Genomic DNA, 21,603 nt, shown 5'->3' with positions numbered 1-21,603 from the left:
TCCTAGCCCTCCCCCCACCCCCCCCCCCCAACCCCAGGCCGGCCACCCTCCTGTCCCCCCCCCCCCCCCCCCCCCCCCCCCCCCCCCCCCCCCCCCCCCCCCCCCCCCCCCGCCCTGCGACCGCGACGGCCCTCGAGCCCTTCAACGCTGGTCCACGAGAGCAGGCGCTCGCGTCCGAGGACTCCAAGATCGCGGCGAGACCTCCCTGCGCGAGATCACCCCCGCGGACGTCCGCGCCGTACTCCCGCCGGCCGGAGCCCTCCGGACCCGGGGGGGCCAGGGACTGAGCGAGTACTCGCGGCAGTCGAGTGGTTCGGCTCGGTTGGGCTGGACATGCGGATGGTCCTTTGCTGGTTGGGTCCGGGCATGTGCAATGGCCTCATGGGCGGACGATGGTCTTGCCGTTGACCCGCTCGTCGGGTTGAAGGCGGGAAACGGGGTCGTCGAGGGCGGCCTGACCGATGTTCGTGCGCAGACGTCTCTCCCGGACCGTCGGTCGGCGGCGCGTCCGGTTCCGATGACATGGGCGTCGATCTGGCGGGCGAACTGCGTCTCCCTCGGGTCACTACCTCCACCCTAACCCTAAAGTGGACGCTAGGGTCCAGTGTTGAAAGGCGGAAACGCTGCGGAGTGATGGCGGGTGGTCCAGGGCGTGAAGGTGCCGATTGCTGTTACTGGGTCCCAGGCGCGGCGCTGATCAAGCCTGGCGTGGACGTGCTGGCGAGCGCAGGGGCAGGGTGAGTTCGGTAGGAAGTGATGCGCGCTTTATCTGGACTAAACAGTCCTGTTGATGCATGATCGACTGTCACTGCCCACGACAGAAGCCGGTGCGCTGCCCGATTCAGAACGAGAGAAGGACACTGCTCGATGCACAACATGGCCCCAGTGCCCAGTCAGGATCGCCAGGGCAGAACATCCGGGCTTGCGTTCCCGTCCGCGGTGCTCTCCCTGGCGGCCGCGTTTGCCGCGGTGGGCTCGACAATCCCCCTGTTCAACGTCTACCGGGCCCAGGACGGGTTCACCAACGCGGGCATCTCGATGGCAGTCGTCGCCTACTCCGCCGCGACCATCAGCACGCTGCTGACATTGGGGCGGCTGTCCAACCATGTGGGCCGTCGGCCCGCGGCCCTGGCCAGTCTCGGACTGCTCGTGCTGGGCTGCCTGGTGCTGTTGAACGTGCACCACATAGGCGTCCTGATCGCCGGCCGGATCCTGATGGGCCTGGGTGCCGGGTTGGCCAGCAGCAGCCTCCCCGCGTACGTCGTCGACGCCGCACCCGCAAACCCGGCCTGGCTGGCCTCCGTCGCGTCCAGCCAGACAGTCATGCTCGGCCTTGCCCTGGGCGCCATCGCCTCCGGTGCCCTGGTCCAGTTCGGCCCCTGGCCCCGCGACCTCGTCTACCTCGTTTCCGTCGCCCTGCTCCTGCTGTCCACCGCCCTCATCGCCATCAGCCCGGACACCGTAGCCACCGTCCCCGGCGCGTGGCGATCACTGAAGCCCACCGTCCGCGTACCGGTCCGGGTCAGACATCTGCTCGCCGTCACGGCCGCGGTCCTCTTGTCCACCTGGGCCACCGGCGCGTTCTACCAAGCCTTCGTGCCCGCGCTGGTCGAGGACCAGCTCCGCACGCACAGTCCACTCGTCCTGGGCCTGGTGTTCGCCGCTTACATGGCCCCCAGTGCTCTGGGCGCTCCCCTCAGCGGCCGGTTCGCGCCCGCGGGAGCCCAACGCATCGGCATGGCGGCCTTCTCGGTCGGCTGGACCGGCGTCATCACAGCGATCGCCACCGGTGCACTTCCCTTGTTCATCGCCGCAACTGTCGTCGCCGGGGCCGGTCAGGGCATTGCCATCAGCGGCACCACCCGCGGCCTGCTGTACGCCAGCAGCCTGACGGACCGGGCACCGATCTTCGCCGTGGTGTATCTCCTCAGCTACAGCGGCGCGACCATTCCCAGCCTGATCTCGGGCCAGCTGTCCAACACCTTTTCGCTGCCGAAGATCGTGCTCGGCTACGGCGCTTTCGCTCTCGTCGCCACCCTGTTCACCGTCATCGCGGCACGCGATCCGCACCCCGACACGACCGGTCGGCACGATGAGTACTCACGGCGGACCTCGACGTCGCCCTGACGGTACTCGACGCCGGTCAAGGCCGCCGCCAATACTTGTTCGTGCCTGCCGAGTCCGGTCTGGAGTGCGACCAGGTGGCGGACAAACTCTCGATCCACCTGCCCGTCGCGAGTTGGTTGATCGGCGCCTGGGGATGAGACGCGACCGTCTCTCCGCTTGGGGGCGCGTCAGGAAAGGATCTCCACGAGCGCGGAGAGTGCCCGAGGCCATGCAGCGTCGGAGGGCGTTCCGTAGCCGACGACGAGGGCGTCGCCCATGGCGTTCTGGGACTGTGGGTGGCGGTATCGAGACAGGCCGGCCACTTTGAGCCCTTGCCGGGTCGCCGATTGAAGGACGCGCTGCTCGGTCCCGGACGGCAGACTGAGAATTGTATGCAGGCCGGCCGCCGTTCCTGTGACGTGCGCATGGGGAGCGTGCTGGGCCAGGGCTGCGACCAGAGACACTCGCCGATCGCGGTAGCGCCGGCGGGCAGCACGTACGTGACGGCCGTAGGCGCCGGAGGCGATGAATTCCGCCATCGTCAGCTGGCTCAGCACCTCGCACGAGTCGGTCTGTCCCTTGGCCGCCGCAGCTTCCTCAGCCAGCGCGGGAGGCAGCGCCATCCAGGCCAGCCGCAGGCCAGGCACGAGAGTTTTGCTGGCGGTGCCCAGGTAGACCACGGAGTCTGGAGCGAGTGCCTGGAGCGCTCCGACGGACCGGTGGTCGAACTGGAACTCACCGTCGTAGTCATCGTCCAGGACCAGGCCGCCTGTCCGTCTGGCCCAGTCCACGACAGCCGTCCGGCGATCGCGTTGCAGTGTCGTGCCCAGGGGGAACTGGTGAGCCGGCGTGAGCAGGACCGCATCGGTGCCCTGAGGTGGGACCGGGTCGGTCCCGTGCGGGTCGAAGGGAAGCGTGAGGGTCTCCAGCCTCGCAGCTGCCAGCAGGCCGCGGTGCCTGTCTGGCCCGTAGGACTCGACGGCGACCCTTCGTGCCCGTCGGCCGGCCAGGACCTCGCTCAGGATCTGCAGACCGTGGGAGACACCAGCGCAGATCAGTATGTGTTCCGGACTTGTGTACACGCCCCGGGCTCGTGCGAGATGATCAGCGAGAGCGGCCCGTAGCTCAGGCCGGCCCCTGGGGTCGCCGTAGCCGAACGCGTCGTCGGGAGCCGCGGCCAGGGCCCGGCGCGTGGCCTTCAGCCAGGCTGCACGAGGAAACGCGGTGAGGTCGGGGCTGCCCGGGATCAGGTCGTAGCACGTTTCACCGGACGGTTCGGCAGCGGATCGGCCCGGGACCGGCCGAGTGATCATCGAGTCTGTCACGAGTGTGCCCGAGCCTCCGCGGGCGGTGAGCCATCCCTCGGCGACGAGGTCACCATAGGCGTCGGCCACGGTATTGCGGGCAACACCCAGGTCGGCCGCGAGCCGACGGGAGGAAGGCAGCCGCGTCCCGGGCGCCAGGCGGCCGCTGCGGACGGCTTCGCGTACGGCGGCGCCCAGTGCACGGCGCACGCCCACACCCCCCTCAGCTCGGATCACATCACTCTCGATGGCCTGTCGCAGCCGCGCTGGGTCGGCGGTACTGCGGGCACCAGGAGACTCCACGGGCATGACGACGGTCAGGCCCGTCGACCGAAGGTCTGCGGATCTACGGGTTGCTCGGACTTGGGGAGGCCGCGGACCACGAGACGGTAGGAGTCGATCACGAGTTCCTTCACCAGCTCCTCGTCCGCGGTGCCCCCGCCCTCCACCGTGATCCAGTGCCTCTTGTTCATGTGATAGCCGGTGGTGATGTCCTTGTGCCGCTCCCGCAGGGCTGCGGCGTCGTCCGGGTCGGCCTTCAGGATCACGACAGGGTGCCCCGGCATGTCGGTCATGAGCATGAATACCTTGCCGCCGACCTTGTAGAGGTCCCAGTCGGGGCCGATGCGGTGCTCCAGGCTGGCGCCGGGCAGATCTGCGGTGCTGGCGCCCGCAATCTTCTGCAGCTCCTGTCCGTCCATGGTGGACAACTCCTCGTTCGTCGAGTACCCCGACCGACCGGCCGGGGCCAAGGTGGCGTCTCCCTCGTCGCCGCACGAACAGCGGTGCTCGCACGGCGGCAGCGGTGACGGCAGCAGCCGCCTTCCTGGAACTCTGTTCAGGTCCAGAACGTCCCGTTGGCTCAGCCGCAGGCAGCTCCCGCCGGCCAGGTTCAAGGAGCAGTCGCTCCGCTCACGCGGCCAGTCGACGTAGTACCTGTGGACGTCACCGGCGGCCGCCGGCGGAACGTCGCCGCCCGGCACGCGCTCTGCCGGCTCCGTGGCGCTCGGCGGTTTGCCTGACCTGAGCAACAGCGCAGCCGAGAAATGCGTGGTCGGCTGGCCGGCTCCGGCCCCCGGTCGGCGTAGCCGGACGGGACCGGCCAATGAGAACTGGACGTCCACGTGCATGGTCCTTACCGTCCTGGAGATCCCCGTGGGGCCTGGCTGCCCGGCTGTCCGCACGACGCCGCCTCCCCAAACGTACCGCACGTCGGCCGTTTTTCAGGACTAAATAGTCCTCTCCGGTGGAATGGCTCTCCGCTTCTGACTGAAGACGTGGCTGCGCACCGCGTTAGGAGGGACTGCGTCGGTGCGTGCGGCCGGACACCTCCTCCTGCCGTCGAACCGCCGTCCGGACAGCCTGCGGCCGCCGGGAGGCGGTGCTGCGCTGGAGGCACCGGCGCGACCGCCTGTGGTGCGGCACCAGGATTTCTCGGTGCGGCACCTGTCGTAGACGGCTTAGCGCCCTGACGGGTCTTCGGCCCGCGAAGCGCCCTCGGCGGGCATGGCGTAAGCCTTTACGTGGCCGATCGCCATGTCCAGGGCGATCCGCATGGGCTTGACGTCCTGGGCCGTCTGGGCGAGGAGGTAGCCCCCCTGCAGAGCGGCCATGAGACCAGTGGCCAGCTCTCCGGTATCTGCGTCGGCCCTGAGGACTCCAGAGTCCTTCATTCGCTCGAGCCCGGCCTCGAGTAGTCCCTCCCAGGTGTCGAAGTGCCGGGCGAGCGCGTCGCGTGCCTCTTCGTCCTGATCGGCCAACTCGCTGGCAAGGGAGCCGAGCGGGCAGCCGTACGCCCCGTTTCGGAGAGCGTTGTGTTCGATCATTACGTCCCGCCAGCGCTCCAGTCCGCGGAGGGAGTTGAGCCGCTGGAGTAGCTGGTGCTGGCGTTTGAGCAGTTCGGCGGCTTGCAAGGCGACAACGTCCCGCACCAGTGCATCCTTGTCGGGGTAGTGGCGGTAGAGCTGGGATTTGCTCGTTCCGCTGGCTGCCCTGACCTCGTCGAGAGTCGTGGCAGACACGCCCCTGACGTACATCATGTCGGCGGCAGCCCTCAGAATGCGCTCCCGGGTTGCCCGCCCGCGCTCAGTCAGCCGGGAGTCGTTTCTGTCGCGCGTCTGTTCCGCCACATGGGCCAGATTACCGCTGCGTACGCTAGCAGGATCGAAAAGGGACCTCAAGGTCCTTTTTTTGTGCCTGGCGGGTCCGGCCGGGAGGCGCATCCGGCCGAGTGCGCCTGGTTCCGGGCCGGCACTACCACGGGACGATCTGGCCCCTGGCGCAGCCTCTGAGACCGAAGCGGCCCCGTCCCTCTGTCTGCCCCCTACTCCATGGACCAGGCGCACGTGACCATCGGCAACGTCCCGACCCGCGATGACGCCTTCGACCCGACCGAGCGGATCACCGAGAGGACGATCGTCGGCGTTCGTCGATACACGCAGTCGGCCGGTGCCGCCCCAGAGTGACCGGCCGCGTGGACGAGGCCTGCCCTGCGGCAGATGATGATGAAGGACGACGAGGTCATATCGCTCGACGATGAGGGTGAGCGGCAAATGGACGCCTCGGACGAACTTCTTCAGACGGCTGCACCGTCGGCCCTTTTGACCCTGGACGGAGCGATCCGCAGCCTCAACGCGGCAATGGCCAGGGCACTGGGCAGATCCGTGGAGCAGTGCGTGGGTCGTGGCTTCGGTGATCTGTTGCCCGCTAGCCAGCTGACTGCGGTCAAGAGTCTCGTGGCTCACGCCGCCACGACGAAGACGGTTGCGATGCGGGTGCTGGAGTTCCCCGGGCCAGGTACAGCACCTGTTGTCTGCCTTGTCGAGGCACGACCAGTGAGTGATCCCGTACGTGGCGAGTCGCTGGTGTGGGTGCACTCCTTGAACGCGGGAAACGACTTGGGCGCCCTGCTGATTCCGTTCCGTCTGGCAGTCAAGGCCGCCAACCTCGGTCTGTGCATGTATTCACCCCAGGAGCGCGAGCTGGAGTGGCTCGGTGGCGCACCCGCATTGGCGGCGCTGTTCCCGAAGGCCTCCATGTCGTTGTCCGAGGTGGTCCGGCGAGTCCACCTCGATGACCGCGGGGCGCTGCGGCGGCTCGCGGGCTCGACGGCCGCCCGGTCCCCCTGGATCAGGTTGCGGTTCCTTACCGAGCGCGATGGCTGGCACCTTCTGGTCTGCCGGGCCCGTCGGCTCATTCTGGGGCCTGGCGGCCCTGAGCGGGTCTTCGGTGTGATCCGCGATGACACCAGGAGTGAAGCGCGCAGACGCAGAGCGAAGGACGCGCTGAGTGCTGAGCGTCAGCGCGCCGACGAGATCGCAGCCTTCTCCTCCGCCCTGATGACTGCAGTCACGGAGCAAGAAGTACGGCAGGTCGTCCTGACCCGGCTCGCCGCGACGTTCGGTGGTACCGGCGCCGCGATAGCGTTCATCACGCAAGGCCGCCTACGCGTTTCCTCCGATGCCGGGATCCCGATGCCGGTGGCCGCCCTGCAAGGCCTGCCGCTGGACGCCCCCAGCGCGCTGCCCCATGTGATCCGCACTGGCGAGCCGCAGTTCATTCCCAACCAGGAGGACTACATCCGCCGCTGGCCGCACGGGGCCATGGCGCCGTACTTCGACCAGCTCGACTCCGGCTACGCCATCTCGATCACCTCCCTCAGCCCGGCCGGCGATCAGCCGCTCGGGGCCTGGTTGGTGACCTACGACAGCGAACACCACTCGTCCCCGGATGAGCGCGCCCTCATGGGTACTCTTGCCGATCTTGCAGGCCAGGCACTGAAACGCGTCAGGTTGCAAGAGGCACGAGTCGAGCTGGCCACCGCGCTCCAACAGACCATGCTCCCCACGCTGCCCGAGCACCTCCCCGGCCTGGAGGTCGCCGCCCGATACCGGCCGAGCCGCGACGGGCTCGATATCGGCGGAGACTGGTACGACGCCTTCGTCATGCCTGACGGTGCCGTCGCCCTGGAGATCGGCGACGCCCAAGGGCACGACGTGGACGCCGCCGCCTTCATGGGACAGGTGCGCGCATCCATGCGCGCGATCGCCGCCCACGAACCTGGTCCCGCAACCGTGCTGGCTCGCACCAACGAGCTGCTCGTCACGATGGGCGCAGCACGATTCGCCAGCTGCACCATGCTGCGCATCGACCCAGGCGACGGACGGGTCACCGGTGCGAGCGCCGGCCATGTGCCGTTGCTGTACGCACGCGGCGACGGCAGCCACAGCATCCACGAGTTGCCGGGAGGCCCGGTGCTGGGAGTCGTGCTCGGCACTGAGTACGGCGAGGAGACCTTCGCGTTGCAGGAGGACAGCGCGCTGGTCATGGTCACCGACGGCGTGGTCGAAGGACCGGGCCTCACATTGGAGGCCGGGCTGGAACGAGCCGGAACACTGGCTGGCGCGGCCCTCCACGACGGGCTGAATGCCGAGGAGACCGCTGACCGCGTCCTCGACGCTGCTGTCGCGGTGGACCACTTGGACGACGTGGCTGTGCTGGTCATCCGCCGCGCATGAGGCTCGATGCGTCCGTGCGCCGGGCGAGGTCATGCCGGTAGCCGCTCGAAACGTGTGGCGGCGGAGCCGAACGCGCTCCTCGAACCGCGCAGCCGGGTTCAGGTGCGAGCGAAGGACGCGATGTGGTCCAGTGCCATGTCCAGCGCGACGGCCATCGGCTCGGAGCTGTGAGCGTTCTGCGCAAGCACGTAACCTCCCTGCAGGGCGGCGAGCAGGCCGGTGCCCAAGCGCTGTGGGTCGGCGTTTTCGGAGAGCACGCCGAGGGTGCGGAGCCGGGTCAGTGTCTCGATGAGCATCCGCTCCCAGGCGTCGAAGGACGCGTTGAGCGCCTGCCGGGACTGCTCGTCGTTGTCGGACAGCTCGATCGACATCGCACCCAGCGCGCACCCGTACGAGCCGTCCTGCAACGAGTTGGCGTGGACCAGTGCGTCACGCCAGCGGCGCAGACCGGCAAGGGTTTTCACGCCGCGCAGGTGCTGCTCCTCGCGGGCGAGGACAAACTTCGACTGCACGTCGATCACGGCGTGGATCAGCGCGCGTTTGTCCTCGAAGTGGTTGTACAGCTGCGACTTGCTTGTTCCGCTCGCCAGCCGGACGTCATCGAGCGTGGTGGCGGTGACGCCCCTGACGTAGAACAGCCTGGCTGCCGAATCAACGATGCGTGAGCGGGTCTCCAGGCCGCGTGGCGTACGGCGAATATCGCTGGTTGCGGACACGGTGTCTCCCTCGGGCACGTTACTCGTACTGCTCGGCCGTTCGGTGCATGTCAAGCGTGGCGCCATCGTTCTCCGGGTGAATCAGTTGTGACACCGATACGACCATAAAGGCTGACTGATTGAAGATGGCGCCCATGTGATTCTTCACGCGCGCAGCGATCGCGTCGCGGCCTGTGAGCAAGGGCCCGACCTGGCCGATATCGCCCAGGCCCGTGTTCCTGCCGCTGCGGCACCGCCCCGGGTCGTACCTCCTCGTGGACGGATGCGGGATCGAGGGGCGCATGCGGAGTCGGCAGGCCTTGTCGTCGTTCCCACTGAGTCTTACCCAGCGATGGACTAAATAGTCCACTAAGGAAGTCGATGCGGACGAGCGAGGCTTACGTGAGGCCGTTCGATCCCCTCGCGGTTCGGCCAGCGAAGTCGCTCGTCATGAGGCTGCACTTTCGGCTTTGAACTGCACATTTGAGAGTCTGACTCCAGCTCGATCCGCGCGGAGGCGACCTGGCGGACGCATCCCCTCCGGGGGAGGGGTTGCACACCAGATTCTGGTCTGTATAGTCCTTTCTGTGAGGTGCCGGAGGTGATGGAGAGATCCGGAACTCGGCACCGGAGGAGTCACCGCCCTCAATGGAGGCCGCCGAGTGCGACCGACGCGACCGTCAAGGTCGTGGCGGGCGCTGGAAGAGCCTGCGGTGGAGCTCCGAAGCACAGCGAGCCCGGCTCGGGCTCGACGACTGTTCACACCCCGATCGGAGTTCGATTCGCCGTGTCACGACTGAACGTTTCCGCTCCAGAGGATGTGTCTGCCGGCGCGCAGCAGATACTCCACAACATCGATGCGCAGCTCGGCTTCGTCCCGAACATGTTCAAGACCCTCTCGTCGAACCCCGCGGTTCTCGAGGTCGTCACGACTCTTCAGGGCACTTTGGGCCGGGCGCTCGACGCGAGGACGCGGCACAGCATCGCCTTGGCCGTTTCACAGGCCAACGACTGCAGCTACTGCCTTGCGATGCACACCTACGTCGCCACCGAATTCGGCGGCATGTCCCGCGACGACATCGAGCTCGGCCGCGTCGGAAGCTCGGTCGATCCCAAGCGTGCCGCGGCCGCCCGCTTCGCTCAGCAGGTGGTCGAAAGCCGTGGACAGGTCAGCGACACCGACCTCGCGGAGGTACGGGGCGCCGGATACACCGACGCTCAGATCCTGGCCATCGTCGCTGTGGCGGTGCAGTTCCTGCTCACCAATTTCATCAACAACGTCAACCAGACCGACCTCGACATCCCCGCCGCCGACTCGGCCGGTACGACCGTGCGCCAGTGAACCCGCGCCCTGAGTCGTCGGCCCTGCGCGGAAGTCGTCTATGGCCCGCTTCATCTCGCCTGTTGAGGCCGGCGCGGCGTCAGAAAGCGTCGTGCGGCCGCCGGCACCCCCACTGAGTCAACGATCATTCAGGAAGGCTCGACATGCCGGGCTCCGAACTCTACGAGAAGTTCTTGGCGCTGCACACCCGCGACGGTGGCCTCGTCATGCCCAATGCCTGGGACGGCCTCTCGGCTCTGATACTGGCCGATGCCGGGTTCGAGGCGATCGCGACCTCGTCCGCGGCGATCGCCGCCACGCTCGGCCGCCTCGACGGGCGGCACGAAGTCACCCGCGATGAGCACCTTGAGCATGCGCGGCTGCTCGGCAGTCTCACAGGACTGCCCGTCAACGGAGACTTCGAGGACGGATACGGCGACACACCCGAAGACGTCGCCATGACCGTCGAGGCCGCCGTGGAGTCCGGCCTGGCCGGCATCGGAGTGGAGGACACCTCAGGCGATCCCGCCATGCCGATCCGTGACTTCGACGAAGCGGTCCGCCGGGTACGCAGCGCCGTCGCCGCGTCAAAGGGACGCATCGTTGTCACGGGCCGCACCGACAACTTCATCCAGGGGCGACCCGACCTCGACGACACCCTCCGGCGACTGACGGCCTTCGCCGAGGCAGGCGCAGACGTGGTCTACGCGCCGTTCCCACCCGACCTCGACGCACTCGTCGCGATCGTCACCGCGGTCGCCCCGACACCAGTCAACGTCCTGGTGTCTCCGTCGGACAAGGTGCTCACCGTCGCTGAACTGCAGCAGGTGGGGGTCAAGCGCATCAGCTTGGGGCCGTTGCTCTACACCCACGCGATGGGGGCCGTCGAGGAAGCCACGAAGGCACTCCTTGCAGGTGACCTCGCCTCGGCGACGACAGGCATGAACTTCGCCCGTGTCAGCGAACTGCTCGCCCACAGCAAGAACCAACCCGATCAGCACGAATCACAGACTCTTCACTCGTGATCACACACCACGAAGGCAGGATGACATGGACCTCGGCAAGCTCATGGACAAGCACCTCACCAGGTACTTCGACCCCAGCAAGACGATCCCCGACGAGATACTCCAGGAATTGCTCGGGTTCCTGCGCTCGACGCCGTCCTCGACGAACGTGCAGCCCAACCACTTCTACGTCCTCGCCACGACCGAAGGCAAGGAGCGGCTGGCGGCCAACCTCGGCGAACGGTTCCAGGACAACAGCGAGAAGATCCTGAACGCCTCGCACACCGTCATCCTCACCACCAGGGCCGACCTTCCCGAAGGCCACCTCCAGGCCGTGTTCGACAAGGAGCGGGCCGACGGCCGGTTCCCCGACCCGGCGAAGCAGGCGCGGTGGGAATCCATGACCCGCGACTTCCTCAACCTGCGCAACTACGGCTACAAGGACCTGAACCACTGGATGGAGAAGCAGACCTACCTCGCGATGGGGCTGACCATGATGGCGGCCGCTGAGCTCGGCGTCGAAGCCATGCCCCTCGAAGGATTCGACCCCACCAGCGTCGACAAGGCGTTCAAGATCCGCGAAACCGGCCACACCACGACCGTCCTGCTGGCCCTCGGCTACCCCGATCCCGCGAAGGTCTACAACAGCCCGATCTCCCGCTTCGAAACCGACCAGCTGTTCACGTTCCTCTGACCGGCCACCGCCCCCGGTGGCCTGTGATCCGAATGGTCCAACGGCGTCGGCGGACGTCCGGCAGGCCACCCTCGGCCAGCCACGGATCTGGAACAGGTCGGTCGGACCGAGCGCCAGGACAAAGATCTAGCGTGAAGGCGGTGCGGAATGTCCCTATTACGCACCGCCGCCGGATTTGGGTTTCCGGCCCGTACTTCGTTGTCGGCCGGACCGAGTGAAAGGACAACGATCCACTGTGAAAGCGTGCGGTGTGACCAGGGCAGAGACGGAAGTCGCCCTGCTGGAACTGCCCGAACCGTCATCTCCCGAGCCGGGCCAGATCCTGGTCGCGGTCGAGGCCGCCGGGGTCGGACCGTGGGACGAACTGGAAATCGACGCTCGCTGGGACGTGGGGCTACGCCTCCCGGCGGCGCTGGGAGTGGAGGGCGTAGGCAAGGTACTGGCCGTCGGCGCGGGTGTCAGCCAGTTCGCGGTAGGCGACCGGGTGCTCGCGCATGAAGCCCCGCTGCCCGGGGGGAGCGGCTTCTGGGCCGAGCGCGTCCTGATCAACGCGGACCACGCGGCGGCCTGCCCACCAGACCTGGACGCCGCACACGCAGCGGCGCTGCCCGTCAACGGGCTCACCGCGCTGCAGGCTCTGGAGAAGCTGGACCTCAGCCGAGGTCAGCGGCTCCTGATCACCAACGGAGGCGGAGGCACCGGCGCCCTGGCCGTCCAGCTTGCAGCGGCCCAGGGCATCGAGGTGACCGCGACCGCGTCTCCCGCCGCCGCGGAGCGTCTGCTCGGGCTGGGAGCGAAGAACGTCGTCGACTACCACGACCCGCACTGGTCGACCGAGGTCCGCGGCGGGTTCGACGCTGCCCTCATCATCGCCGCCGGCACGGCGGCCGAGGCCCTGCCCCTGGTGCGCGACGGCGGCCGGCTGTGCTCCCTGACCTCCGACGCGCCGCCGGAGGAACGAGGCATCACGAGTTGGGACCTCTACATCGAGCCCAACGCCGCGCAGCTCGCCCGGCTGGCCGAGCAAGCCGCGGCGGGAACCTTGGAACTCGCACCGGAACCCCTGCCGCTCAGCGAGGGACCGACCGCGTTCACCCGGGTGGTTGCCGGACGGGCCGGAGGCAGGAAGATCGTGCTCATTCCAGCATGACGCGCCCCGGCACCGATCCATCCCGGTGCCGGACTGCAGTGCGCACGGGGCACGAGCGGCCAGACCGCATCGGACCAGCAGGGGCGCGGCCTCCCCGCCACCGCCTGCAGCGGGGCGGGAGCGGGTTCGAACGGAGCTTGATCAGAAAGAGGACACTCAAATGAAAGCGATCGTGGTCACGGACCCCGCCGCCGGAACCGCGGGGATGACGCTGACTGAACGGCCCGGGCCGGATGCGGCCCGCCTTGCCGGCCTTGACGGCGCGAACTACGGCGACGTCGTCGTCGAAGTGCATGCGTCGGGATTCACCGGGGACGAACTGGAGTGGCCCTCGACCTGGGTCGATCGCCTCGGCCGGGATCGGACGCCCTCGATCCCCGGACACGAGGTGGCAGGCGTGGTCAGCTCTCTCAGCTACGGAACGGCAGGGCTGTCGGTCGGGCAGCGCGTGTTCGGCCTCACGGACTGGACCCGTGACGGCACCCTGGCGCAGTACGTCGTCGTCGAGGCGCGCAACCTCGCGCCGCTGCCCGGGGACATCGACTTCACGGTCGGCGCGAGCGTCGCGATGACGGGCCTCACAGCCTGGCAGGGACTGTTCGAGCACGGGCACCTCTCGGTGGGGCAGAGCGTGCTCGTGCACGGCGCCGCAGGAGCGGTCGGATCGATGGCGGCTCAGCTCGCGCGAGAGGCCGGTGCGTACGTGATCGGCACCGGACGTGCCGCCCACCGCCAGAGCGCACTCGATTTCGGCGTGCACGAGTTCGTGGACCTGGACAACGACACGCTGGAAGACGTCGGCGGAGTCGACTTCGTCTTCGACGTCTTCGGCGGCGACATCGGCGCTCGATCGGCCCGGCTGGTGCGAAGTGGAGGAACATTCGTGACCGTCACCGGCCCGCCGGAGGTGCGGCCGGCCGGACAGCCTGACGGTGGACTTCGTGGTCGTCTCCGACCGCGCCCAGCTGGGTGAGATCGCCCGGCGGGTACGAGAGGGCCGTCTGCGGACGCATATCGGGCAGGTCGCGGACCTCGACGACGCCGTCGCTGCCTTCAGCCCGGCCCGGAAGGTCAGCGGAAAGACGGTCATCCGCATGCGGTGAAGCCGCGGACAGCCATCACCGGGCCGCAGTACGCGAGGTCGACCAAGTCCATGCGCGAACGTCAGCTGCCCGGTGTCCTGCCAGGCCGCTTCCGTGCTCAGCGCCGTATCGAGCCGCTGTCAGAGCCTGCTTCCGCCGCTCAGCAGAGCGGTGGGGGCAATGGGGCGACGCGGCGTAACGATACGTATCTTCTGTAAGACGATATGCCGGATTTGTAGGACGCGATCGCCTCGGTGAGGGAATCACGGTGGCGAGCGTCGCCGGCCCGAGCGGCTCGGCCGACGGTCTATTCACCGACGCGGTGTCGCAGCAGTTATCTGGAGTCTCCCATGCGCGTGTTCGTCACAGGTGCCAACGGCAGCATCGGCTCAGTTGTCGTTCCCGAACTCATTGCTGCCGGTCACGAGGTCCTCGGCCTCGCCCGTTCCGATGCCGCGGCCGCGGTCATCTCCGCCGCCGGAGGGACACCGCTTCGCGGCGACCTCACCGATCTGGACAGCCTTCGAGTCGGCGTCGCCCGGACAGAGGGCGTCATCAACCTGGCCTTCGGGAACGACTGGAGCAACTTGGGGCCGTGCATCGACGCGGAAACACGGGCCCTGCAGACTCTCGCGGCCGCCCTCGCAGGCAGCGGGAAGCCCTTCGTGCATGCCGGCCTCACGCCGATGATGCCGGGCCACATCTCCACCGAGCAGGACCCCGACACCACCGACGGTCCCGTCGGCGGCCGTGGCCTCAATTCACAGATTGTGCTGAACTTGGCCGACCAGGGCGTCCGCTCCTCTGTCGTACGGCTGCCGCGCTCCGTGCATCAGCGCGCGTCGCAATACGGCTTCTGCTCGGTGCTCATCGCAGCCGCGCAGAAGACCGGCGTGTCGGCATACGTCGGCGATGGCACACAGCGCTGGCCGGCAGTCAACCGGCTCGACGCCGCCAAGCTGTTCCGCATCGCGCTCGAGGACGCTGCGCCCGGCTCTGTCCTGCACGCGGTGGCCGACGAGGGCGACACCATGCGATACCTGGCCGAGGCGGTCGGCGGCGTGCTGGCGGTCCCGGTCGAGTCGGTCTCCCCTGACAGCTTCGGTCCCATTGGCCGCTTGTTCGCGCTCGACATGCCGTCCTCGAGTGCGCTGACCCGGAAGCAGTTCGGCTGGGAGCCCATCCACCCGAGCCTCATGGAGGACCTTGCCGCCGGCGACTACCCCGCCTTGGGTTAGAAGCCCCTGCGGCGACGTCGTGCACAGGTGATCCCGGCGGTCGCGCCGCCGCCGCTGCGGCGGCCACTGCGCGCCGCCCGGATACAGCAGGCCACCGGCCTCCCGCTGGCCGTCGCAGACAGCGGTGCCGTCCGCCCGAGGAACCGCAGGCGACCCGCCGCGTCGTAGCGGCCCAGCAGCAGAGCGTCACCGGCGCGGCCACCCGGCCCGTCACCGAGGCGACGACCGCTTCCGCTGGCCCGGACCACTGGTGGAGTGTCGGTATTCGAGACTTGCAGTATTCGCCCGCAGGGTAAGCAGCCCCGCAACCGACCCGGTCACGTCGGCGGTGATGAGGCGTACAGCTCTCGCCGTACCAGGCGCTGTCTGCGAAGACGCTGGATCAAGCACACGATCCCGGAGCCGAGGGACTGTAGGGCGAACACAGCGGTCATCGGCACCTCGCAGGTCGCGGCACAGGTGGCGGAATTCGCCGCCCGCCTGCTCTCCACATCGAAGGATCTGACCCGTCGACCGTCGGAAAGGCCATCACCCGTCCCCGACCGCCTGGCCGATCTGCCAGGGGGCAGCCGAGCCTGCTGGCGCTCGACAGCGCATCGACCGGCTGATCATCTCCCTGCACTGGGCCGTGCTGTTCGTCCTCGGCCCAATCGGTACCCGGCGCAGTCGGCAGGCATCCGATGATCGCCGGGCGCAATGCCTGGCCTCGCCCTACAAGGTGTTGTCCAGCGTCAGGGTGAGCTCGGCGATCCGCCACCTACCGTCGGACCGTCGCAGGCTGAACGTGTAGACCCCGGTCGAGATCATCTGGATGCTCTCGCTGGTGTTCCTCGTCTGCAGCAGATAGGCCCGCACCTCGGCGGTGGCGGCGTCCGTCGTCGTGACCACGACGCTACCCAGGTGGTGCCGCACCCTTCCGGTCTGGGCCGTGTGCCCGTCACGGATGAAGTCGAGCACCGCCGCGCGTCCGGCGACCGGGCCGAGCACCCTCTGTCCGGGCATCGTGAAGGTCCAGATGGTGTCCTCGGTCAGGACCGCTTCCAACTCGGCGATATTCAGCTCGTCCAGGGCATGGGCGTAGTTCGCCACCGCCTGCTGGAGTTCGGCGATCACGAGACCACCGCCAGCACGATCTTGCCCTGGATGTGGCCCTGCGCGGCTCGCGCGTGTGCGCTGACCGCTTCGGACAGCGGGTAGGTGCTGTCCAGCCCGACCTGGAGCTCACCCTCGTCGAACAGGCGCCCGATCTCGGCGAGCTGGGGGCCGTTGGAACGCACCTGAATGTTCGAGACGGTGATGCTCAGACGCGCCGTCTCTTCCGGGTCGTACTGGGCGAAGAACACTGGAAGCATGGTGCCTCCGCGCTTGAGCACGGTCAGGAAGCGTGAGCTGTCCGGGCCACCGACGGTGTCGATCACCAGGTCGACGCCGCTGACCACGTCCGCGACCTGCGTCGTGGTGTAGTCGATGAACTCATCGGCGCCGAGCTTGCGCAGGAACTGCTCGTGCCGGCCTGAGGCCACCGCGATGACGTGTGCCCCCTTCCATTTCGCCAGCTGCACCGCGAAGTGGCCCACTCCACCAGCGGCCCCGTTGACCAGCACGGTCATCCCTGGCGTGATCGGCACCGGCTGGTGCACTTGACCGGTGAAGGGAGACGGCACGCGGTGGCCGAGATCAACCAGGTACTGCCAGGCCGTCAGCAGGGCCATCGGCGCCCCGGCCGCCTCAACGTGGTCGATACCGGCTGGCTTGTGAGCCAGGTCAGAAGCCGGCGCGGCCACGTACTCGGCGTACGTCCGGCCGTCGAATCCGGGGAACCGCAGCATGCCGAAGACCTCGTCGCCGACGGCGAACCCCAGCACGTCCGGAGCGACCGCCTCGACCACGCCCGACATGTCCGTTCCAGGGATCAGGGGGAACGCCAGCACCGGCCTCATCTCGGCCGGCATGACCTTCATCCCCTCACGCAGGTACCAGTCCGGCGGATTGATGCCCGCTGCGTGCACCCGGACGAGCACCTCGCCCGGGCCGATCTCGGGAACCGGCACCTCGTCGTACCGCAGAACTTCCGGCCCGCCCGCCTCGTGGAACTGGATCGCCTTCATCGCGTCTATCGCTTTCTCTGGGAAACGTTGCTCCTTCAGTCAAGGCCCCGGATGGCATGGCCGTCCAAGACCCCTTCGGCAACCGGTCATTCCGAAACCGCATGACGCGTACCCTGTAACGGTGAACGATCTCGGACAGGACCTGGAACTGCGGCTGGTGCGCTACTTCACCGTGGTGGCGGCGCACCAGCACTTCGGCCGGGCCGCCGCCGACCTGCACGTAGCCCAGCCGGCGCTGAGCCGCCAGATCCAACGGCTCGAGAAATATCTCGGCACACGACTGCTGGACCGCACCCCCCAGGGCACCCGGCTCACTCCGGCCGGCCAGACATTCCTCCCTCAGGCCCAAGCCCTGCTGCAGGCCGCCCGCCAGGCCGAACTGGCCGTGCGTGAACAAGCCCAAGCCGAACGAATCACCATCGGTTACGTCGAAGACCTGGTGATCACTGCCGCCGTACGGGAACTGCGCCACCGTCACCCGGACGCCGAGATCGCCACCCGGCACCTGAGCTGCAGCGACGTCGGCGCATTGTCCGACAAGCGCGTCGACGCCCTGATCGCGCGGACCCCGCTGCCGCTCGCCGCCGACAACGTGTCCACGACCCCCCTGTACGAGGAGCCCCGGATGCTCGTGGTCCCCCGCGGCCATCCCTTGGCCGACCGCGCGTCGGTGACCGCGGAAGAGCTGGCCGACGAGGAGGCGGTGCCGTGCGCGTTCGAGACCACAGACTGGGCTTCCTACCGGATCCTCGGGGCTGGCGTGCCGCCGATCGAGAGCTACGAGGACAAGCTCGAACTCGTCGCGAGTGGCAGGGCGATCGCCGTCCTACCGGTCGGCGATCGGCGCAGCTCACTGCGTCCCAACCTCGTCACCGTCCCGGTCGAGGGTGCTCCCCCCAGCCAGGTCGTCCTGGTCAGCCGCAAGGGCGACCTGAATCCGATGATCAGGAATCTCCGGCTGGCGGCCAAGGCCGTCCTGACCGCCCCGGCAGCCTGACCGCGACCAGCCTACCCGCTTGGTTTCGTACCTTGATCCAGCCCCTGCGGCCCGGCTGGTACTTCTGGGCGAGGCCTTTCACGACGACGCCCTCGACGTCGGCCGCGCCCCATGCCGGGTCGGGCCAGGGAGATGGTCCCTTCGAAGATCCCGAGCAGGTCGTGATCTTCGTAGCGGTCCCGCTGGCACGACGCGCCCGGAAAACGCAATCAGGCCGCCCGACGCGTCAGCCCCTACGGCGACGACCGCACTACGGCCGTCCGGCCGTCAGGTCACTGCAGGTGACAGTCAGCTCCGCCGGACGCCAGCTCGGCGTCCGCCTCGCAGCACGCGTCGACAGCGGTCCGCATGAGGAAACCGGGGGTTGCCCGTGACGACCGGTGCGGCGTGTCGGGGAGATGCCGGTCCACCGCTTGCGGCGGATTCTGCCGGTCAGCAACGGACGTCGTTCGTTGTGATCGTCCAGACAGCTCTCGGCCGGCGGCGTTCGCCAGGGGGTGGTGGCCGGCTCGGTCAGTGACGGGACGCGGTGTTCCAGCTGGCCGGGAGCGGCAGGACGCGCGCGGTGGGGGAGTCTGGCTCGGTGGTGTAGACGACAAGGCGCTGGTCCGGTTCGTGCGGCGCACAGACGATTTCGATGTTGAAGGACATCGGACCGGCGGTGGGGTGCTGAATACGCTTGTTCACCGACGCGTAGTCGCGGACCGTGTGATCGTCCCACCATCGGGCGACGTCACGGTCGGTTGTGCGCAGCTCGTCCATGAGCGCGGTGAGGCGGTGGTCGTGCGGGCGGCGGGCGGTTTCGCGGCGCATGGTGGCGACGGTGGCCGAGGCGAAGTCGGACCAGTTGACGATCCTGTCGCGGGCGGTGGGGTCTTGGAACATGAACCGGACGAATGATGTGCCCGGCTCCAGTGGGCTGCCCAGGATCTCCGTCAGCAGGGCGTTGCGGGCTAGAACCTCGCCGCGATGGCCGAGCAGCAGCACCGGGACGTGGTGGAGGGTGTCCATCAGGCGCAGCAGCCCGGGGTCGGGATGCTGGACCGTGCGTGGCGTCGCCGGCCAGTGCGGGGTGGTGGGCGCGGCCAGGTCGTGGAGGTGAGTGCGTTCGACCTCGTCCAGACGCAGGGCCCGGGCCAGCGCGTCGAGTACTGCGGTGGAGACGTTGGCCTGGCGTCCCTGTTCGAGCCGACTGTAGTAGTCCGGGCTCACGCCTGCCGCTACGGCCAGTTCGTCCCGGCGCAGTCCCGGCACCCGTCGGGCTCCGGGGAAGGGCTCGATGCCGGCCTGGGACGGGGTCAGGCGGTCTCGGCGGGAGCGCAGGAACGCTCCGAGCGCGGCGCGGTCGCGTGGCATTGCTCCAGCGTAGGCGACCCTCGGACACCCCTGGCTGGTCCTGCCGTAACCAGGTTCATCCTGACCTGGCCCGGTACCCACGGCCTCCCATAGACAGGGACCTATGAGTTCCCTTCACACCGACGACAGCACATCCCGCGCACAGTCGATGAAGCGCTGGATACTGCCCGCAGACGCGACCGACGCCGCCAAGCTCGTCCTGGACGAGACGCCCCTGCCCGTACCGGGCCCCGGCGAGGTCCGCATCCGGGTCCGGGCGATCTCGATGAACTACCGCGACCAACTGATCCTCAAAGGCCCCTTCGGCCGGCTGCCGGAGCGGGACCTCGTCCCGCTGTCGGACGTGGCAGGCGAGATAGACGCCGTCGGTCCGCAGGTCGAGGGCTGGAGCGTGGGTGACTGCGTCACCGATCTGCACGTGCTCGACTGGAGCGACGGCCGCCCGCCGGCCGCCATGGGCCTGGGGCTGGGCGCCTTGCACGAGGACGGAGTGCTCGCCGAGTACGTCGTCCTTCCGGCCCGACGGGTCATGCGTGCCCCCGCCAACCTCGACCACCGCGAGGCAGCCACCCTGCCCGTGGCAGCGCTGACCGCCTGGAACGCCCTCTACGGAGACCACCCGATCGCCGCGGAGAGCACCGTTCTGATCATCGGCAGTGGCGGCGTCGCGCTCTTCGCCCTGCAGTTCGCCCGGGCCGCCGGCGCCCGGGTCTACGCGACCGTGCGCAACGACGCCGCGGGTGAGGCCCTCGTCCGCCTCGGCGCTGCGGGCTACGTCAACAGCATGACGGAACAGAACTGGGGCGATGCGATCTTCGCGTTGTCCGGAGGCGTCGACAAGGTGGTCGACAGCGTCGGCGTGTCGATCCTGAGCCAGGCCCTGGCCGCCCTCGCGCCGGGCGGTGAGGTCGCGACCCTCGGCCTGTTCGACACGGCTGGGGGGACGCTGGACGGGTACGCCCTGCTCGGCAAGCAGGCCCGCATCCGCGGCGTCGCGGTCGGCAGCGAGGCCATGCACCGCGATCTTGTGCGTCACGTCGAGACCCATGACATCCACCCGGTGATCGACCGCCGGATCGGCTTCCTCGACGCCCCAGCCGCGTACACGGCTCAGACGTCGGGCGGACTGTTCGGCAAGGTCGTCATCGAACTCGACTGAGTCTGCCGACGCCGACACGGCGCAAGCGGAGCCGAGCACCCGAGGATGGTGTGGTCGGCGACGTCGTTCATCCCGGACAGCTGCGAAGCCTCTGACCTGCCCTGTGTCGCGCGTCGCCTCGCCATCGGGCGAGAGGGTGAGCCACGCGGCGCCCAGGCCCCCGCGTGCCGCCACCGATCTGCCCCCGGCGCCTACCTGCCCGGGGGCGGGTCCAGGACCCGTGTGCCCCTCAGTGCCTCTTCGGCACGGCCGCGCGGCCGTCCGCGTCCACACCCGCAGGGGCGGCGTGAGCGGCGGTGGGGGCGAACAGAGCGAGCGGCGCGAACAGCGCGGGGAGCAGGGTGCGTCGGGTACGAGCGAGGCGCACGGCCGGGTCTCCGTTTCGAAGATCACGAACAGGGCGTGATCTTCGTAGTCGCCGAGACGGCACCACGTCGGGTGATCTGCTTTCTGCCCTGGGTTCACTCGACCAGCGAACTAGGGCGTGTTGTGAGTGTGCTTGCTGTGGGTTCGGGGGTGAGCGGAGCGGTGGCCCTTGGTGAACGCGGCTGGGCTCCGTAACCTCGCTCGGTGGGACGTGACGACCTTGCGGGTCTTGAGCTCGCCTTCCCGGGTCCGGAGCGTGACCGTGGTGTGGCGGCGATCGTGAGCGGTCGGAAGGCCGCGTTCACGGGTCTCCTGGAGATCTACGAGCACGCCGGCGAGGCAGTACCGGTGACCGGACAAGGATTCTGGGTGCTTGATTCCGAAGGTTGTCCGGCTGTCACGATCGAGGTTGTCGACGTGTGTGTCGTTCCTGTGAGGGAGGTCGAGGACGGTTTCGCGCGAGCAGTGGGATGTGGCTGCTCCGGTGTGGTGGAGTGGCGGGCTGC

At 68.4% G+C, this 21,603-nt stretch carries 18 protein-coding genes and 2 pseudogenes; 12 read left to right on the top strand and 8 right to left on the bottom strand.

Annotated elements, in window-relative coordinates:
* The first annotated feature begins 867 nt into the window (after positions 1 to 867).
* Complete coding sequence (locus tag ACZ63F_RS32035; RefSeq protein WP_469716314.1) at positions 868 to 2,127, top strand: MFS transporter; 1,260 nt, start codon at positions 868 to 870, stop codon at positions 2,125 to 2,127.
* A gap of 167 nt (positions 2,128 to 2,294) precedes the next feature.
* Here the strand turns inward: ACZ63F_RS32035 and pdxR are convergent, their stop codons facing one another.
* The 3 genes from pdxR to ACZ63F_RS32020 form a co-directional block, all read right to left on the bottom strand.
* Entirely contained in the window at positions 2,295 to 3,620 is a 1,326-nt protein-coding gene (gene pdxR / locus ACZ63F_RS32030; protein WP_469716311.1) for a MocR-like pyridoxine biosynthesis transcription factor PdxR, read from the bottom strand.
* 107 nt (positions 3,621 to 3,727) lie between these two features.
* Positions 3,728 to 4,111, bottom strand: a complete 384-nt coding sequence (locus ACZ63F_RS32025) for an MmcQ/YjbR family DNA-binding protein (protein ID WP_469716307.1) — start codon at positions 4,109 to 4,111, stop codon at positions 3,728 to 3,730.
* A gap of 759 nt (positions 4,112 to 4,870) precedes the next feature.
* Entirely contained in the window at positions 4,871 to 5,539 is a 669-nt protein-coding gene (locus tag ACZ63F_RS32020) for a TetR/AcrR family transcriptional regulator (RefSeq protein ID WP_469716305.1), read from the bottom strand.
* A 369-nt stretch (positions 5,540 to 5,908) separates the two neighbouring features.
* Between ACZ63F_RS32020 and ACZ63F_RS32015 the strand changes: the two genes are divergently transcribed.
* On the top strand, positions 5,909 to 7,927 hold the full coding sequence (locus ACZ63F_RS32015) for a SpoIIE family protein phosphatase (RefSeq protein ID WP_469716303.1): 2,019 nt from the start codon (positions 5,909 to 5,911) through the stop codon (positions 7,925 to 7,927).
* A gap of 98 nt (positions 7,928 to 8,025) precedes the next feature.
* On the opposite strand, the gene ACZ63F_RS32010 is transcribed toward ACZ63F_RS32015, so the two are convergent.
* A complete protein-coding gene (locus ACZ63F_RS32010; protein ID WP_469716300.1) occupies positions 8,026 to 8,643 on the bottom strand; it encodes a TetR/AcrR family transcriptional regulator in 618 nt (205 codons plus the stop codon).
* Positions 8,644 to 9,409: 766 nt separating this feature from the next.
* Here ACZ63F_RS32010 and ACZ63F_RS32005 point away from each other — a divergent pair.
* The 7 genes and pseudogenes from ACZ63F_RS32005 to ACZ63F_RS31975 all read left to right on the top strand — a co-directional run.
* Positions 9,410 to 9,964, top strand: coding sequence for a carboxymuconolactone decarboxylase family protein (locus tag ACZ63F_RS32005; RefSeq protein WP_469716298.1), 555 nt, complete (start codon positions 9,410 to 9,412; stop codon positions 9,962 to 9,964).
* A 143-nt stretch (positions 9,965 to 10,107) separates the two neighbouring features.
* Entirely contained in the window at positions 10,108 to 10,968 is an 861-nt protein-coding gene (locus ACZ63F_RS32000) for an isocitrate lyase/PEP mutase family protein (RefSeq protein ID WP_469716296.1), read from the top strand.
* A 25-nt stretch (positions 10,969 to 10,993) separates the two neighbouring features.
* Positions 10,994 to 11,641, top strand: a complete 648-nt coding sequence (locus ACZ63F_RS31995; RefSeq protein WP_469716294.1) for a nitroreductase family protein — start codon at positions 10,994 to 10,996, stop codon at positions 11,639 to 11,641.
* A 250-nt stretch (positions 11,642 to 11,891) separates the two neighbouring features.
* Positions 11,892 to 12,791 (top strand): NADP-dependent oxidoreductase, encoded by a 900-nt coding sequence (locus ACZ63F_RS31990; protein WP_469716292.1) that lies wholly within the window; start codon positions 11,892 to 11,894, stop codon positions 12,789 to 12,791.
* A 160-nt stretch (positions 12,792 to 12,951) separates the two neighbouring features.
* Positions 12,952 to 13,894 (top strand): annotated as a pseudogene (locus tag ACZ63F_RS31985) (NADP-dependent oxidoreductase).
* A 329-nt stretch (positions 13,895 to 14,223) separates the two neighbouring features.
* Positions 14,224 to 15,111 (top strand): SDR family oxidoreductase, encoded by an 888-nt coding sequence (locus tag ACZ63F_RS31980; protein ID WP_469716290.1) that lies wholly within the window; start codon positions 14,224 to 14,226, stop codon positions 15,109 to 15,111.
* Positions 15,112 to 15,330: 219 nt separating this feature from the next.
* Positions 15,331 to 15,534: pseudogene (locus tag ACZ63F_RS31975) on the top strand (IS5/IS1182 family transposase); the annotation flags it as partial.
* 288 nt (positions 15,535 to 15,822) lie between these two features.
* On the opposite strand, the gene ACZ63F_RS31970 reads toward ACZ63F_RS31975, so the two are convergent.
* Together ACZ63F_RS31970 and ACZ63F_RS31965 are read right to left on the bottom strand one after the other, a co-directional pair.
* Complete coding sequence (locus ACZ63F_RS31970; RefSeq protein ID WP_469716288.1) at positions 15,823 to 16,224, bottom strand: nuclear transport factor 2 family protein; 402 nt, start codon at positions 16,222 to 16,224, stop codon at positions 15,823 to 15,825.
* The gene (locus ACZ63F_RS31965) at positions 16,221 to 17,219 is read right to left on the bottom strand and encodes an NADP-dependent oxidoreductase (RefSeq protein ID WP_469716286.1); all 999 of its coding nucleotides are present in this window, start codon (positions 17,217 to 17,219) and stop codon (positions 16,221 to 16,223) included. The genes ACZ63F_RS31970 and ACZ63F_RS31965 overlap by 4 nt, the downstream gene beginning before the upstream one ends.
* 121 nt (positions 17,220 to 17,340) lie before the next feature.
* On the opposite strand from ACZ63F_RS31965, the gene ACZ63F_RS31960 reads away from it, so the two are divergent.
* Positions 17,341 to 18,216 carry a LysR family transcriptional regulator gene (locus ACZ63F_RS31960; RefSeq protein WP_469716284.1) on the top strand — a complete coding sequence of 292 codons (876 nt, stop codon included), beginning with the start codon at positions 17,341 to 17,343 and terminating at the stop codon, positions 18,214 to 18,216.
* Between the two features lie 513 nt (positions 18,217 to 18,729).
* Here ACZ63F_RS31960 and ACZ63F_RS31955 read toward each other — a convergent pair.
* Positions 18,730 to 19,572 carry a helix-turn-helix transcriptional regulator gene (locus tag ACZ63F_RS31955; RefSeq protein ID WP_469716281.1) on the bottom strand — a complete coding sequence of 281 codons (843 nt, stop codon included), beginning with the start codon at positions 19,570 to 19,572 and terminating at the stop codon, positions 18,730 to 18,732.
* Positions 19,573 to 19,675: 103 nt separating this feature from the next.
* Between ACZ63F_RS31955 and ACZ63F_RS31950 the strand changes: the two genes are divergently transcribed.
* Complete coding sequence (locus ACZ63F_RS31950; RefSeq protein WP_469716278.1) at positions 19,676 to 20,731, top strand: zinc-dependent alcohol dehydrogenase family protein; 1,056 nt, start codon at positions 19,676 to 19,678, stop codon at positions 20,729 to 20,731.
* 229 nt (positions 20,732 to 20,960) lie between these two features.
* Here ACZ63F_RS31950 and ACZ63F_RS31945 read toward each other — a convergent pair whose 3' ends face one another.
* Positions 20,961 to 21,098, bottom strand: coding sequence for a hypothetical protein (locus ACZ63F_RS31945; protein ID WP_469716276.1), 138 nt, complete (start codon positions 21,096 to 21,098; stop codon positions 20,961 to 20,963).
* Positions 21,099 to 21,301: 203 nt separating this feature from the next.
* On the opposite strand from ACZ63F_RS31945, the gene ACZ63F_RS31940 reads away from it, so the two are divergent.
* Positions 21,302 to 21,603 (top strand): ASCH domain-containing protein (locus ACZ63F_RS31940; protein ID WP_469716274.1); only part of this gene is annotated, 302 nt, incomplete at its 3' end.

The sequence above is a fragment of the Streptomyces sp. NPDC104761 genome (genome assembly GCF_055583445.1).
The sequence above is the reverse complement of the archived record's forward strand: the minus strand, read 5'-3'. Positions and strand labels throughout refer to the sequence as shown.

Bases quoted from the DNA above. Each gene is read 5' to 3' on its own strand.
- ACZ63F_RS31955 (WP_469716281.1), bottom strand. From the start codon at position 19,572: ATGCCACGCGACCGCGCCGCGCTCGGAGCGTTCCTGCGCTCCCGCCGA.
- ACZ63F_RS32025 (WP_469716307.1), bottom strand. From the start codon at position 4,111: ATGGACGGACAGGAGCTGCAGAAGATTGCGGGCGCCAGCACCGCAGAT.
- ACZ63F_RS32000 (WP_469716296.1), top strand. From the start codon at position 10,108: ATGCCGGGCTCCGAACTCTACGAGAAGTTCTTGGCGCTGCACACCCGC.
- ACZ63F_RS31995 (WP_469716294.1), top strand. From the start codon at position 10,994: ATGGACCTCGGCAAGCTCATGGACAAGCACCTCACCAGGTACTTCGAC.
- ACZ63F_RS31980 (WP_469716290.1), top strand. From the start codon at position 14,224: ATGCGCGTGTTCGTCACAGGTGCCAACGGCAGCATCGGCTCAGTTGTC.
- ACZ63F_RS31950 (WP_469716278.1), top strand. From the start codon at position 19,676: ATGAGTTCCCTTCACACCGACGACAGCACATCCCGCGCACAGTCGATG.
- ACZ63F_RS31965 (WP_469716286.1), bottom strand. From the start codon at position 17,219: ATGAAGGCGATCCAGTTCCACGAGGCGGGCGGGCCGGAAGTTCTGCGG.
- ACZ63F_RS32035 (WP_469716314.1), top strand. From the start codon at position 868: ATGCACAACATGGCCCCAGTGCCCAGTCAGGATCGCCAGGGCAGAACA.
- ACZ63F_RS32015 (WP_469716303.1), top strand. From the start codon at position 5,909: ATGATGATGAAGGACGACGAGGTCATATCGCTCGACGATGAGGGTGAG.